The sequence below is a fragment of the Emticicia sp. SJ17W-69 genome (assembly GCF_051209875.1).
Taxonomy (GTDB): Bacteria; Bacteroidota; Bacteroidia; order Cytophagales; family Spirosomataceae; genus Emticicia.
Window position 1 is genome coordinate 4,589,014 of sequence record NZ_JBNTQY010000001.1, and the last position, 14,686, is coordinate 4,603,699.

The window sequence follows — 14,686 nt, forward strand, 5'->3', positions numbered from 1 at the left end:
AAATATGTGCAAATGTCATATTAAATTAAGAACTTTGCAATGAAATTATTAGCTTCTTTTGGCTTTTAGCAATTAGCTATTAGCATTTAGCTAAAAAACGTTTCCCTCCATTAGAGAAACGAAAGTTTTCTATAAAAATTTAAAAGCCAAACGCTAAAGGCTACTAGCTTTTCTTTATGAGCAAAAAAATACATTTTATAGCTGTTGGTGGTGCTGTGATGCACAACCTTGCACTTGCCTTACACAAAAAGGGTTATCAAGTTACTGGTTCAGATGATGAAATCAATGACCCATCGAAAAGCCGCTTGGCTGCAGTAGGTATCTTACCTACTGAATTAGGTTGGTTTCCTGAAAAAATAACTGCCGATTTAGATGCCGTGATTTTGGGGATGCACGCCTTTGTTGATAATCCGGAGTTGGCAAAAGCACAAGAGCTTGGTCTAAAAATATACTCTTTCCCAGAATATATTTATGAGCAAAGCCTTAATAAACAAAGAGTGGTAATTGCAGGAAGTCATGGCAAAACAAGCATTACAAGCATCATTCTTCATGTTTTAAAGTTTTATAAACGAAAATTTGATTATTTGGTTGGTGCTCAAATTGAAGGCTTTGATATAATGGTCGAACTCAATGATGATTCACCAGTTATTATCATCGAAGGTGATGAATATCCAGAATCAAAAATTCATCTCAAATCAAAATTTTTATTTTATCACCCACATATTTGTTTGATTAGTGGCGTAGCTTGGGACCATTTTAATATTTTCCCAACTTTCGAGAGTTATGTACAAACTTTTGAAGAATTGGCCGATGGTTTGCCAAAAGCAGGAAGCATCATTTATGATGAAACCGATGACATTGCCAAAGTTATTGGGGAAAAAGACCGTGCTGATGTGGCTAAGTTTCCTTATAAAGCTCATCCGTACAAAGTCGAAAATGGCAAATGTGTATTATTAACCAGCAAAGGCGACGTACCATTAGAGATTTTTGGAGAGCATAATATGAAAAATTTGAATGGTGCAAGACTCATTCTTGACCGTTTGGGAATAAGTGATGAAGAATTTTATATAGCAATCCAACATTTTACTGGAGCATCAAAGCGTTTGGAAAAGCTGGGTGAAAATACCAATACATTGATTTATAAAGATTTTGCTCATGCACCTTCAAAACTTGAAGCTACCACCAATGCTACCAAATCTTTGTACCCAAGTCGTCGATTGATTGCCTGCTACGAATTGCATACTTTTAGTAGCTTAAATAAAGATTTCTTGCCACAATACGAGCATAAAATGGACGATGCTGATTTGTCTATTGTCTTTTATTCGCCACATACCCTTGAAATGAAACGCTTGGCGATGATTTCGCCAGAAGATATTAAAAAGGCTTTTGGGGACAAAAACTTGCTTGTATTTACTGATAGTCAACAACTTATTGACTTTTTATTAAGTCAAAACTGGTATCAAACTAACCTTTTAATGATGTCTTCTGGAACATTTGGAGGCATTGATTTAGCAAAGTTAGCAGCCGATGTTTTGGCTAAGGATGTCCAAGAAGAATTCCCGAAAGTAAAGGTTATTTCGCAAGTAAAAGAAGACAATTCATGGTCAGGCTTGCTTTCACAATTTAAGAAAGCATTTGAATAAAAATAAAACTTTTCAATAGCCATAGTACTACTGATGATAAAATTATAGTTTAAAAGTCTTTTTCAGGTAAAATCATTTTTTAAAACATAATTTTATCATCAAAATCAAAAACAAGTCGTAACTTGAATTTTGAAAATAATTGAGCAACTTTTTGCTAATGACTGTAAAAAGGTTTTTTATTCATTAATGATGAATATTAAATTTATACCAAATGGAAAAAAATCAGGAAGTAAAAAAAAGAATACCCCCGATAAGGGCAACTATTAGATTTAATTCATACCCCTCTGAAATTTGGAAAGAATTTTTTCCAGAAGGCCAAAAAAGACGATATATGGTGTCCAATATGGGGAGGGTAGCATCGTTTTATACAGATATTAATAAAGATGGGTATCTCTTGAAATTGTCACTTGGTGATTTAAAAAGTGGTCTGAAAATTTCGCTGAAAAAATATTTCAAAGACGAAAATGGTAAAACCATCTCTGAAAATCAGTCTTATCCAGTCCACTACCTCGTTGCTGAGAACTTTATGGAAAAAACTGATCCTGATCATGTAAAAGTTCTACACATTGATCACGATAAAGCCAATAATCAAGTAACAAATTTGAAGTGGGGAACGCTTGATGATGCCTTGGCTCATTTAAAAAAGAGTCCATTTTATAAAGAAAGGACAAAAGGTCAAAAATTGACTGTTGAAAAAGTAAGACTTATCAAAAAGAAAATTGCGGAAGGAAAAACTAAACAATCTATTTTAGCAAAACAGTTTGGTTTATCTGAAATGGCTATTTATCGCTTGAAAACTGGAAAAAACTGGGCAAATGTAAAGATTTGATAAATAATAAGATAGCCATCAACTTATTTCATATACTTCCAAAAGCCCCAAATTTTTCTGTTTTTTAAGTAGGTGAAATCGGTTTCATTATCGTATGCTTCACGCTCAAAACTGATTCTTCGATAAGCTATCCAAGTATGACGGCATTTGCTAAAGTGATATAGCCATTCCGATAAATACCATATATAAAAAGGTATGATCAATAATTCCAACTGTTGCCGAATATGGATTCGCTCATGATTGAGCAAAACCATACTCGGCATTTTTGGTTTTACGATAATAAATGGAAAAAGCGTAATTCCTTGTATTTTTTTGAATGGAATTCCTTTAATTAATATCATTTTTTTTGGTATTAGGATTTAGGTAAGGGTGGATTTAAGAATAGAGATATTAGGCGAAAGTTTTGAGAATAATATACTAAAAAAATACTTACTTCTCAAAACCTTATTCCTACTCCCTAACACCTAATTCCTAACACCTATTTCACAAAAATATCTTTTATTGGCTTCCCAACACAGCCATTTGGCTCTAAGATATTCAATAAAGCTGCCAAAGTAGCTGCAATATCTGAAATATACGTTTGTTCGACGGTTTCGCCTTGAGGTATTTTCCAGCCATACCAAAGTAAAGGTACATGGCGGTCGCTTTGCCACATTGTGCCATGTGTTGTTCCTTTTTTAGAGCCACTATACCACGAAGGTTCAAACAAAAGCATGATATCTCCACTACGTTTTGGATTATAAATATTCTCAATGAGTGGCTTATAAAACGGTGGAATTGAAGCTGAATTGATGTCATGTAAATTGACGACTTGGTAAATAGAAGAACCGAGTACAAACATCTTTTCTTTTACCAAATCATATACTTGCGACATAGTAACATTCTTCTTTGCCATCAATTCGTGATCAAGATATAACTGATAATTGTCTTGTGCTTTTATCCATTTTCCTTCACCAAATTTTTCTACCATTTGCCCATTCAAATAGTTAATTTCCTTTGTCAGTTCTAATACCCCTGATGGAATTTTATGCTTTTTCAAGAAACCTGCAATATCGGTCACTCCGTGATCAGCGGTTAAGAAAACCAAATAATTGTTTTTCCCTAAAGTAGCATCTAAGTTATTAAGAATCTCAGCAATATCACGATCAAGGCGAAGGTATGTATCTTCAATCTCTATCGAATGAGTGCCTGTTGCATGACCAACATAGTCGGGTGTTGAGAAACTTACACACAAGAAATCAGTTTCTTTTCCTTTCCCCATCGCCTCATTTTTTAGCGTTGCCAAAGTCAATTCTTTGGTAATGGTATTCCCATAAGGCGAAGTCAATAAAGCACCATTATTACTGACAGTATGAGGAAAAACTGGTAATTTTTCTCCAGACAAAACATTTTCATATTCCTGATTATCTTCTTCACTTTCGGTATATTGCTCAATTGGCAGTAGCGTTTCCCACTTTTTTGCCATTAATTTTTCTGGCAGTTTTTGTGCATTAAAATCTTGTAACCATTTAGGCAATTCTTTCATGTAATAAGTACTACTAATCCAGTTGCCCGATTTAGAATCAAACCAATAAGCAGCATCTGCTGAGTGACCTGCAGGTAAAATACCACCTCTATCTTTTACAGCAATCCCGATAACTTTTGATCGAAATGAAGTTGCTAATTTGAGTTGATCGGTTATGGTACTTGTGTGCATATTTACAGGTGAACGCTTGCCTTCAGTGGCCGTGGCTTCAGTCCCAACGGCACGAGCAGTTGTATCTTCGGCTACATAAACTGAGCGATTTGCCAAAGGATCATACCACTCATTGCCAATGATCCCATTTACTGCAGGAATTGAGCCAGTATAAACAGCAGCGTGTCCAGGACCAGTAATGGTACTTGCATAATGATAATGGTTGTTTTTGCAATTAAAGCCTTGATTCATCAATCTTTTAAAGCCACCTTCGCTATACTTAGCATAATAACGATAGAGATAGTCATAACGCATTTGGTCAATCATGATTCCCAAAACCAATTTTGGTTTAGCGGCATAAACGATATTTTTATTTTTTTGTGCAAAAAGCGGAGTGCCGCTCAGTGGTAGAATTATTAAGAGAAACAAATAAGATAGATATTTCATATTGATGTTTGAAAGATGATTGATGGTCCAAAAATAGTTATCTTCTTTTGAAATCATTGGTAAACAAGATTAATTAATTAAAAAATTAGATAAAAACGCCTTAATATGAGAGATGTATTTGTACTGATTTCAATATTTTATTGGAATAATCACGGAATAGTACAACTTTAATTGAATTTTAACCCCCCAATTTTGTTTTGTTTTGCTCAAAAGTAGTAATCTTGTGAAAAGAAATCTCAAAGAGTATTTTATTATTACTCGGGAAATCAAAAAAAAATATGAAAACTTTTTTTGTCTTGATATTGATTAGCTTTAAGCTCCTTGCCTTTCCAATAGGCGATGGCAAAGCTATGTTTGCATCAGACACTAAAAGTACACATCTTAAAGAGTACCAAAACGCTGTCAATATAGCATCTTTTGATGAAGAATTGACCGAAAAAAAAGAATCAGAACATGATTCTACACCAATAGTTACTGAGAAATTAAGTTTCAATTTTGAAGATATCTTCTCTTCTTTACTCGTACAAAGAAATAATATCAGTTGGGTATATTCTCCACAACTCAATTCTGATCAACAGCTATATAGGCTTTATTCCAATTTTCGTATTTGATACTCCTCAAATATTCCCAGTTTTGCTTATTTGTTTTGAACAAATCTCCACTCCTCATTAAAATTTTTGGTAGTATTATTTATATGATGGCTATTAGATTTATTGTATCTAAAATGGCTAAATATTAATCATTTTATCAAAAAACGGTATTTATATTTCTGTCAATAAAACTATAACTTTTATGAAAGCACACAATTCAGAAAAATTGTCGCCACAGTTTGATGAACATGAAGTATTGCATGATTTGAAGCATTTTTTGCCAGCACAAGCTCCGCTAAAAGACTTTGTTCATCATAATACATTACATGCTTTTCAGAATCTCAAATTTTATGATGCCATTCGTAATGCTTCAAAAATATTTGGATATAAGGTCTCGCTCTCACTCGAAGAGTATAGATCACTATACGATACAAAACGTATCAACCCTTTGATTTTAGACAAGATAATTTCAGAAAAAAAAGGAGTGGAATTACTTGAAGAATGGAAAGCAAAAGCACTTTATGGCAAATATGATGAATCGAATCAGCCAAGAATTGGTCAATTAAGAGCTAATTGGAAAAAGAAATATTATATTGACTTAGATTTATTAGTTCATCCAATTTTGTTTCGCATTTTATGCAGTTATCTTGATCAAGGTATTGCCATTTGGGGATTCCCTGTTTCGCATAAAGGTTTTCTTGATTCACTTCGAGAAATGGAATTGAATACTTTCACAAGTTTCTTTAAAACCCAGAGAGCAAAAGATCTTCTTCTTAAAGGTGATTATAAAATTGAGGAATTACTAAAAATTGTCGTTGGCGATGAATCGCTTTACAAACAATATATTTTTGACCAACAATTTGCTCATCAAGGCTGGTCGGGAATTGTATCTGCCATAGAAGATTTTCCTCAGACGCTTTTAGATACAAAGAAAATTTCAATCCATGAATTGATAGTATTTGAACTTCTACTTGAAATTGATGCTCTTGATAATAAGTTTGGTGAAAAATGGGTTCCAATTGCCGTTGGAGATATTGAAGGCAAAGCCGATGATCTTTTTGCAAATGTACCAAAAACCCAACTTCACGAGGTACTTAATATTTGGCAAGATGCTTTTGAGTGGAGCTACTATGACCAAGTATTTGCAGGAATTAAAGAAACGCTCCCAACCGAACGAAATTTGGGTGATAGACGCCAAACACAAGAACAAAGTTTTCAAGCATTGTTTTGTATTGATGACAGAGAATGCTCATTGCGACGTTATCTTGAAAAGTTTGATGAAAACTGTGAAACCTTCGGAACTGCAGGTTTCTTTGGAGTTGAATTCTTTTTTCAACCAGAATTTGCCAATTCTTATACCAAACAATGCCCCGCTCCTGTAACACCCAAATATTTAATCAAAGAACTTTCTAATGAATCGGTAATTGGTAAGTCAAAAAAGCAACAAGACATACATTTTAGAAAACAAAGCCATGCACTTTTCAGTGGTTGGCTTATTTCTCAAACGCTTGGTTTTTGGTCGGCTTTCCGTTTATTCCTAAATATTTTCAGGCCTTCAATGAGTACAGCTTCTGTTTCATCATTTAGGCACATGGATAAAGCATCGGTTCTCTCTATTGAAAATACCGATCCAAATCATAGAGAATTTGACCTACAAGTAGGTTTCACCGTTCCTGAAATGGTACAAAGGGTTGAAAACCTTTTGAATAGCATTGGTTTAGTGAAAGACTTTGCTCCAATTGTTTATGTGGTTGGACACGGAGCAAGCAGTGTGAATAACACCCATTACGCAGGATACGACTGCGGTGCGTGTTCGGGCAGACCAGGGTCTGTTAATGCAAGAGTCATTAGCTTTATGGCAAATCATCCAAAAGTCAGAGAAATCTTGCGTACAAAAGGTATTGATATTCCCTCAAAAACACAGTTTATTGGTTCGTTGCACGATACAACCAGAGATGAAATTGCATTTTATGATTTGGAAATTCTTACTTCGGAAAACCAAAAAAATCATGCAAAAAACGAAGCACTTTTTACCAAATCCTTAGATTTCAACGCAAAAGAACGATCAAGAAGATTTGAATCTATTGACACAAAACTAAGTCCTGAGCAAATTCATGAGCAAATACGAACAAGAGCTGTCTCATTATTTGAGCCTCGTCCTGAGCTAAATCATGCCACAAATGCCCTTTGTATAGTTGGGAAAAGAGAGTTGTCGAAAGGTTTATTTTTAGACCGACGTTCATTTATGAATTCGTTCGACTATCAAGTTGACCCCGAAGGAAAATACCTTGTAAATATCATGAATGCTGTTGCTCCAGTGTGTGGTGGTATCAATCTTGAATATTATTTTTCAAGAGTTGATAACCATAAATTAGGAGCTGGCTCAAAACTTCCACACAATGTGATGGGACTTTTTGGTGTAGCCAATGGTATTGATGGAGATTTAAGACCTGGCTTACCAAGCCAAATGATTGAAGTACACGATCCTATTCGTTTAATGGTCATTGTTGAGCATTTCCCTGAGGTTGTGTTGGCATCAATAAAAAAATCAGAACAAACGTATGAGTGGTTTCAAAATGAATGGATTCATTTAATGGTTGTAAATCCTGAAACACGAGAGCTTTATTATTTCAAAAATGGTGGTTTCAGCATTTATCAACCGCTCCAAAAATCACTTGATTCGGTGCATGATATTGCTACTTTATTAGAATCACACCAAGAAAACTTTCCTGTTTATTTAATCAAGTAATACTTTGTTTAAAGCGTAAAAATATGGTTTCAATCATTCAGCTTTTTATTTTCATACCTCTTTTAGGATTAATCATTAGCTTGTTTATTCCTGCCAAAAAAGAATCCGCCCTTTCTTGGGTTGCATTTTTGACGGTCGGTATCAACTTACTCAGTGTAGTCGCTTTTGTTATTTATTGGCTGCTAAACCAATATCCTGTTCTCAATTTGAAAGAAGTCGATATTTTCAAATCAAAAGAATATGAATTTTTATTGGATTTATACTTCGATAAAATCACAGTTGTTTATCTTTTAGTAGGGTCTTTTATTACATTCTTGATCACAATTTATAGCCGATATTATTTACATCGTGAAAGTGGTTATAAACGTTTTTTTAACACCATTCTCTTCTTTTATTTAGGCTACAATATTGCCATTTTATCAGGCAATTTTGAAACTTTATTCATCGGCTGGGAAATATTAGGCATCTGCTCATTTCTACTCATCTCATTTTACCGAGATCGATATTTACCAGTAAAAAATGCCATTAAAGTGTTTTCAGTTTATCGAATTGGTGATGTGGGTTTGATTTTGGCGATGTGGGCAAGCCACCATTTATGGCACGAAAATATCACTTTTTTGAAACTCAATAATTATGAATTGGTACATGAACATTTACTAAGTCATAGCTATACAGGCGTTTTTATTTCGCTAATGATTTTGGTTGCAGCGGCTGCGAAATCAGCACAATTACCCTTTTCTTCTTGGTTGCCTCGTGCGATGGAAGGGCCAACTCCTTCGAGTGCCATTTTTTATGGCTCTCTTTCGGTGCATTTAGGTGTTTTTCTTTTATTAAGAACTTATCCTTTTTGGGAACATCAAATTTCGGTACGAGTACTTATTGCCTTACTTGGTTTAGCAACCAGTATTGTTGCTTCGCTTATTGCGAGGGTACAATCATCGGTAAAAAGCCAAATTGCGTATGCTTCAGTAGCTCAAATCGGTATCATTTTTATAGAAATTGCCTTAGGTTTTGAAAAATTTGCCTTGTTTCACTTTGCAGGAAATGCCTTCTTTAGAACTTATCAATTATTGGTTTCACCATCTGTGGTGAGCTATATGATTCGTGAGCAGTTTTATAATTTTGAGCCACACCAACATACTTTTGAAGACTCACTTCCTAAAAAGATTGAATATTCTATTTTCCAATTGAGTCTTAAAGAGTGGAATCTCGAATTATTCATGAATTATATTGTTTGGAGACCATTAAAAGATGTTGGTAGAAAATTAGACTTTCTAACTGTCAATCGACTTTTACTCTTATTTATTCCAGCTTATGTTATTGGTTTGATATTCTTATTTATGAGCGACTCTTCAGTCAATCAACACCACGAATACTTGCCAGGCTTATTTGCATTGATAGGTTTATTAATGATAATAAAATCATATTCTGAGAGAAAAAGTCCATTAATGAGTTGGTTACTCTTAATTATGAATCATTTATGGATAGCATTGGCGATATCATTCAACGAGAAATTTGAACTTGAAGAAGTCTTATTTTATCTAAGTGGTGTAGCTATTTCAGGAATTATTGGATATTGGGTACTCAATCGACTAAAATCATTTGAAGCAATTGATTTAGAACAATTTCATGGACATTCATTTGAACATCCAAAGCTTGCCCTTGTTTTTTTACTTTCATGTTTAGGTTTAGCTGGATTTCCTATTACTCCTACTTTTATTGGGCTTGATTTGGTATTCAGCCATATCCACGAAAACCAATTTGTGTTGGCTTATGCCGCCGCCTCCAGCTTTATTTTGGCGGGAATTTCATTAATCAGACTCTATTCTCGATTATTCCTTGGGCCTCACGTAAAAACCTATCACGAAACACCGTACAAGTCATCATAATTTATCAAGATTTTAAGCACATTAACGAAGAAAATTATTAAAAATGGAAACAGAAAACAAAAAACTTAAACTCCCTCTCGACGGCTTAGCTGGTCTGAAGGAAAATTTCTCAACTGATGCCATTTCTGGCTTTATTGTATTTTTATTGGCACTCCCACTAAGTTTGGGTATTGCCAAAGCATCAGAATTCCCGCCAATCATGGGTCTGATAACTGCCATTATTGGTGGTATAGTTGTCAGTCTTTTCATGGGTTCTCGTCTAACAATTAAAGGTCCTGCTGCTGGCTTAATTGTCATTGTAGCAGGTGCAGTTGGCGAATTTGGCGGTGGAGAAATTGGCTGGCACTTAGCACTTGGAGCAATGGTTGTAGCGGGTATCGTTCAGATTTTGTTTGGTGTTTTTAAATTGGGTAAATTAGCTGACTTCTTTCCTTTATCAGCTATTCATGGTATGTTGGCTGCTATTGGTTTAATTATCATTGCCAAACAAATCCCTGTTTTGTTAGATGTTGCTCCTGCCTTAGTGAAAGGCAAAGGTCCTATCGAATTGCTTGCATCAATACCGACCTTCATCATGAATATGGATCCTAAAGCTACGCTCGTTGGCTTAGTGAGTTTGACCATTATGTTGATTTGGCCATTTATCAATCATCCAATCAAAAAAATCCCAGCACCTTTGATGGTATTATTGTTTGCCGTACCTGCCGAGTTGATGTTAGATTTTCAGACAACTGAACCGGCTTATGCGTTGGTACATATTGGAAATTTATTAGAAAATATAAAAATCAATGTTGATTTCGGTGGAATTGCTCAAACAGGTGTTTTTATTAAATATGTTATTATGTTTGCACTTGTCGGTACATTAGAGTCGTTGCTAACTGTAAAAGCAATTGACATGCTTGACCCATTCCGTCGTAAATCAGATACCAACAAAGATTTGATAGCAGTTGGAATTGGAAATACTTTGGCTGCAATTTTAGGTGGTTTACCAATGATTTCAGAAGTAGCACGTAGTTCATCTAACGTTAATAATGGAGCAAGAACTCGCTGGGCAAACTTCTTCCACGGATTTTTTATCTTAGGTTTTGTATTATTAGCTGCTCACCTTATCGAATTAATTCCTAATACAGCATTAGCTGCTATGCTTATTACGGTCGGTATAAAATTAGCTCACCCAAGAGAATTTATTCAAACTTTCAAAATCGGAAAAGAACAATTAGCGATATTTTTAGTGACAATTTTCTTTACATTGTTTGAAGATTTATTGGTAGGAATTGGTGCTGGTATGTTGTTAAAAATCATTATTCACGTCTATCATGGAGCTCCTGTTTTAGCATTATTTAAAGCTCCTGTTATTGTTTCGTTTACTGATGATACTTATTTAGTTGAAATTGACAAAGCAGCAGTATTTACCAATTATTTAGGAATTAAAAGTAAATTGGAAGCGATTCCTCCTGGGTTTAATGTAATCATTGATTTGAAAAACACTAAACTAATTGACCACTCAGTAATGGAGAATTTGCACCATTTCGAGCATGATTACCATATCAATGGTGGCAATGTTACCATTCTTGGATTAGAAACACATACACCTGTTTCAGAACATAAGCTAGCAGCTCGTAAGAAAAAATAAGAAGTTTTTTAAGGTAAATTTTTGCTTGGATATTCAAGCAAAAATTTACCTTTTTTTTACAAAAAACATTCAATTTTAAGTAAAATGTACCTTGTTTTAACCATTTTTTAATTTATTATTTAGCTAAATTTCATCTTGTTTCTCTAATTTTGTTCAGATATTAAAGATAAAATCTATTATCTTTACGCCATATTTTATTCCACCAATTGAAAAAACAACCAATTGAATCGGCAACAATAATGAAATTTAAAAACTTCCTTAACTTCAGTCTAACACTCATGTTATCTGCATGGATAATAAGTGGAAGTTATGTTTTTGCCCCAAATATTCAATTATTTTCTTTTTCATCTCAACTTTCTAAGTCACTTCCATCAAATCCTACTAAAAAAATTGACATTATCTCTGTCTTCAATTTAATTGAAGAAAACGAAAAAAAAGAAGATAATACCTCACATTCCAATTTAGGATTTATACCTTCAAGTTCATATAATAATATCAATAGGGCTTTCCAAAAAATTGCTCTTACTAAACTCAAAGTTAGATTTTCTACTTCATTCAAGAACAAACTCAATATTTTGAACTGTTCCTTCTTAATTTGATTTAAATACGCTGCTTGCTCTCATTTTTTTCTTTTCATTCATGTTGGTTGAATGATATAAATTCCTGTGATAATTACGTAAGATTCATACGTATTAAATAACGCACCTTTGAGAGCTACAAAATAAGTTTTATCCTGTTCAAAAAGCTGATAATCAACCAATTAAAGATTAAAAAATACTCATTTGGTAATACTATTTTCTTATAATTATTCATAAAGAACGTATATAAACAAGGTAAATTATAATGAAAGTTAAACTTATAGGACTCGGAGTACTGCTATTTTTTAGTTACATAACTTTTGCACAGAAAAAACTCGATTTGAGTAACTGTGAAGAACAATTTCTGAAAAACAACCTATTATTACTTGCCAAACACTATAACATTGATGCCAGCAAAGCTCTTACGATGCAGGCTAAAATTTGGGATTTACCCTATCTATCAGGCGAATTCAATGCAATCAATCCACCCAATGGAAGAGTTTTGGACGTGGGTGGTAGAGGGCAAAAAGCACTTGCCATTCAGCAGTTAATTTATTTGGGTGGAAAGAGAAAGAATGAAGTCGCACTTGCCAAAGTCAACGAGCAAATAGCCGAACTTGATTTTCAAGATTTATTGAGGAATTTGAAGTTTCAACTCCGCAAAAGCTTTTTTACACTCTATTTCAATAATAAAAAAATTGAAACAACTGATTTACAAATCAATCATATCAATGATTTAGTAAATGCCTATACTGAGCAAGTTCAAAAAGCCAATGTATCATTGAAAGAGCTTATTCGATTGCAATCGCTATTGATTACTTTCAGAAATGAAAGAACTGAGATTGTTAATAGCAATTTTGAAGAACAAAATAATTTAAAATTACTGCTCAACGAAGTCGAAAATATCATTCCTGTTTATGATGAAACAAGCTTCAATAGGTATATCCGAGAGACGGTTGGTGACATAAAAACTTTAGAGGGAATTGCGGTAGAAAATCGTCCAGATTACTCATTGATGAAAAAAAATATTGAAGCAAACGAATGGAATGTAAAATGGCAGCAATCGCTTGCCAAACCAGATATTAATCTTGGTCTTTCATATGATCAGCGTGGCGGAGCTTTCAACAATCAAGTCAATATAACCTTCGGTATTCCACTTGCTTTTTGGAATCGTAATCAAGGAAATATTAAGTTTTCACAAATAATTCTGCAACAAGCAAAAGCTGATAAAGAGACTTTCTCACAAAAACTTCAAACCGAAATTGCCACAAATCTGAATAAGTGGAATGAAGCGAAAATCAACTATCGGCAATTATCACCGAGTATAATTTCGGGTTTTGAAGAAGTCTATAATGGTGTTTTGCAAAATTTTCAAAAACGAAATATAAGCATTTTAGAGTTTACTGATTTTATGGAAAGCTATAATGTGATGTCTTTGCAAGTAAACGAATCGAAAAAAAGAGTAGCCCTAACCGCAGAAGAATTGAATAGTGTTTTAAATTATAATGTATTCTAAAAGATATGAAAAATAAATATTACGTGTTATTGGTGTTATCGGTATTAACCTTTGCTTGTGCAGAGAAAAAAGAAGCTGAACAAAAAACTGAAGGTTTTACACTGACAGATACAATGTTAAATACAACAACAACAACGCCTGCAAAGCTAATTCCACTGAAAAATCAATTGAACTTTTATGGAAAAATAACAGCCGATAACAATAAACTCATTGAAGTTTTTCCGATTGTAGGAGGAAATGTTATTCAAGTAAATGTCGAGTTAGGCGATTATGTGAATAAAGGGCAAGTATTGGCAGTTATCAGAAGTACCGAAGTCGCTGATTTTGAAAAACAACTCATTGACGCCAAAAACGACTTACTAATTGCAAAAAACAATCTGAAAGTAACACAGGAATTGTATGAAGGTAAACTCAATGCCGAACGTGATGTAATTGAAGCAAAAGGATTGGTCGATAAAGCAACTTCACAACTCAATCGTATGGAAGAAACCTACAAGGTTTATAATATTAAAGCTGGTTCTTTGTATGAGGTAAAAGCTCCGATTAGTGGTTTTATCATTGAAAAGCATATCAACCAAGATATGCTTTTGAGAAGTGACAAGACTGATAATATCTTCGATATTGCTCAAATCAATGAGGTGTGGGCCATTGCCAATGTCAATGAAAGTGACATTAATCAAGTAAAATTAGGGGAAAGTGCCTCTATAACTACCCTGAGTGATCCCGATAAAATATACAATGGAAAAGTAGATAAAATCTTCAATATTATCGACCCCGAAACAAAGGCAATGAAGGTGCGTATCATTCTTCAAAATCCTAATTATTTATTAAAACCCGAAATGCGTGCAACTATTAAGTTGTCATACACCGAAGACAAATCAATGATTGCGATTCCCTCAGAAGCCATCATTTTCGATAAAAGTAAAAACTACATCATGATTTTTCATGATAAAAGTAATATTGAAACTCGACAAGTTGAAGTATTCCGCCAAGTTGATAACATCACTTATATCTCAAGTGGTTTGAAAGAAAACGAAAAGGTAATTAATCATAATCAACTATTGATTTATGATGCAATTAACGACTGATTTTAATTGATGATCAAAAATTGTTAATGGTCAATATACAATGAAATGA

At 33.8% G+C, this 14,686-nt stretch carries 11 protein-coding genes; 9 read left to right on the forward strand and 2 right to left on the reverse strand.

Annotation, left to right across the window (positions count from 1 at the left end; genetic code table 11):
* Positions 1–176: 176 nt before the first annotated feature.
* A complete protein-coding gene (locus tag ACQUQZ_RS18760; RefSeq protein WP_435356620.1) occupies positions 177–1,643 on the forward strand; it encodes a UDP-N-acetylmuramate--L-alanine ligase in 1,467 nt (488 codons plus the stop codon).
* 211 nt (positions 1,644–1,854) lie between these two features.
* Positions 1,855–2,472 (forward strand): NUMOD4 domain-containing protein, encoded by a 618-nt coding sequence (locus ACQUQZ_RS18765; RefSeq protein ID WP_435356621.1) that lies wholly within the window; start codon positions 1,855–1,857, stop codon positions 2,470–2,472.
* A 23-nt stretch (positions 2,473–2,495) separates the two neighbouring features.
* Here the strand turns inward: ACQUQZ_RS18765 and ACQUQZ_RS18770 are convergent, their stop codons facing one another.
* Both ACQUQZ_RS18770 and pafA read right to left on the reverse strand, forming a co-directional pair.
* The gene (locus ACQUQZ_RS18770) at positions 2,496–2,813 is read right to left on the reverse strand and encodes a hypothetical protein (protein ID WP_435356622.1); all 318 of its coding nucleotides are present in this window, start codon (positions 2,811–2,813) and stop codon (positions 2,496–2,498) included.
* A 137-nt stretch (positions 2,814–2,950) separates the two neighbouring features.
* Positions 2,951–4,651: an alkaline phosphatase PafA gene (gene pafA / locus ACQUQZ_RS18775; protein WP_435356623.1), complete on the reverse strand. Its 1,701-nt coding sequence runs from the start codon at positions 4,649–4,651 to the stop codon at positions 2,951–2,953.
* Between the two features lie 221 nt (positions 4,652–4,872).
* Here pafA and ACQUQZ_RS18780 point away from each other — a divergent pair, with 221 nt between their 5' ends.
* From ACQUQZ_RS18780 to ACQUQZ_RS18810, 7 genes are all read left to right on the forward strand, one after another.
* Positions 4,873–5,205 carry a hypothetical protein gene (locus ACQUQZ_RS18780; RefSeq protein ID WP_435356624.1) on the forward strand — a complete coding sequence of 111 codons (333 nt, stop codon included), beginning with the start codon at positions 4,873–4,875 and terminating at the stop codon, positions 5,203–5,205.
* 181 nt (positions 5,206–5,386) lie between these two features.
* A complete protein-coding gene (locus tag ACQUQZ_RS18785; RefSeq protein ID WP_435356625.1) occupies positions 5,387–7,933 on the forward strand; it encodes a YbcC family protein in 2,547 nt (848 codons plus the stop codon).
* Positions 7,934–7,956: 23 nt separating this feature from the next.
* Positions 7,957–9,822: a proton-conducting transporter transmembrane domain-containing protein gene (locus ACQUQZ_RS18790; protein WP_435356626.1), complete on the forward strand. Its 1,866-nt coding sequence runs from the start codon at positions 7,957–7,959 to the stop codon at positions 9,820–9,822.
* Positions 9,823–9,865: 43 nt separating this feature from the next.
* Positions 9,866–11,455, forward strand: coding sequence for a SulP family inorganic anion transporter (locus ACQUQZ_RS18795; protein ID WP_435356627.1), 1,590 nt, complete (start codon positions 9,866–9,868; stop codon positions 11,453–11,455).
* A gap of 239 nt (positions 11,456–11,694) precedes the next feature.
* Positions 11,695–12,054, forward strand: coding sequence for a hypothetical protein (locus ACQUQZ_RS18800; RefSeq protein ID WP_435356628.1), 360 nt, complete (start codon positions 11,695–11,697; stop codon positions 12,052–12,054).
* A gap of 244 nt (positions 12,055–12,298) precedes the next feature.
* Positions 12,299–13,549, forward strand: coding sequence for a TolC family protein (locus ACQUQZ_RS18805; protein ID WP_435356629.1), 1,251 nt, complete (start codon positions 12,299–12,301; stop codon positions 13,547–13,549).
* Positions 13,550–13,554: 5 nt separating this feature from the next.
* Positions 13,555–14,637, forward strand: a complete 1,083-nt coding sequence (locus ACQUQZ_RS18810) for an efflux RND transporter periplasmic adaptor subunit (protein ID WP_435356630.1) — start codon at positions 13,555–13,557, stop codon at positions 14,635–14,637.
* Positions 14,638–14,686: the final 49 nt, after the last annotated feature.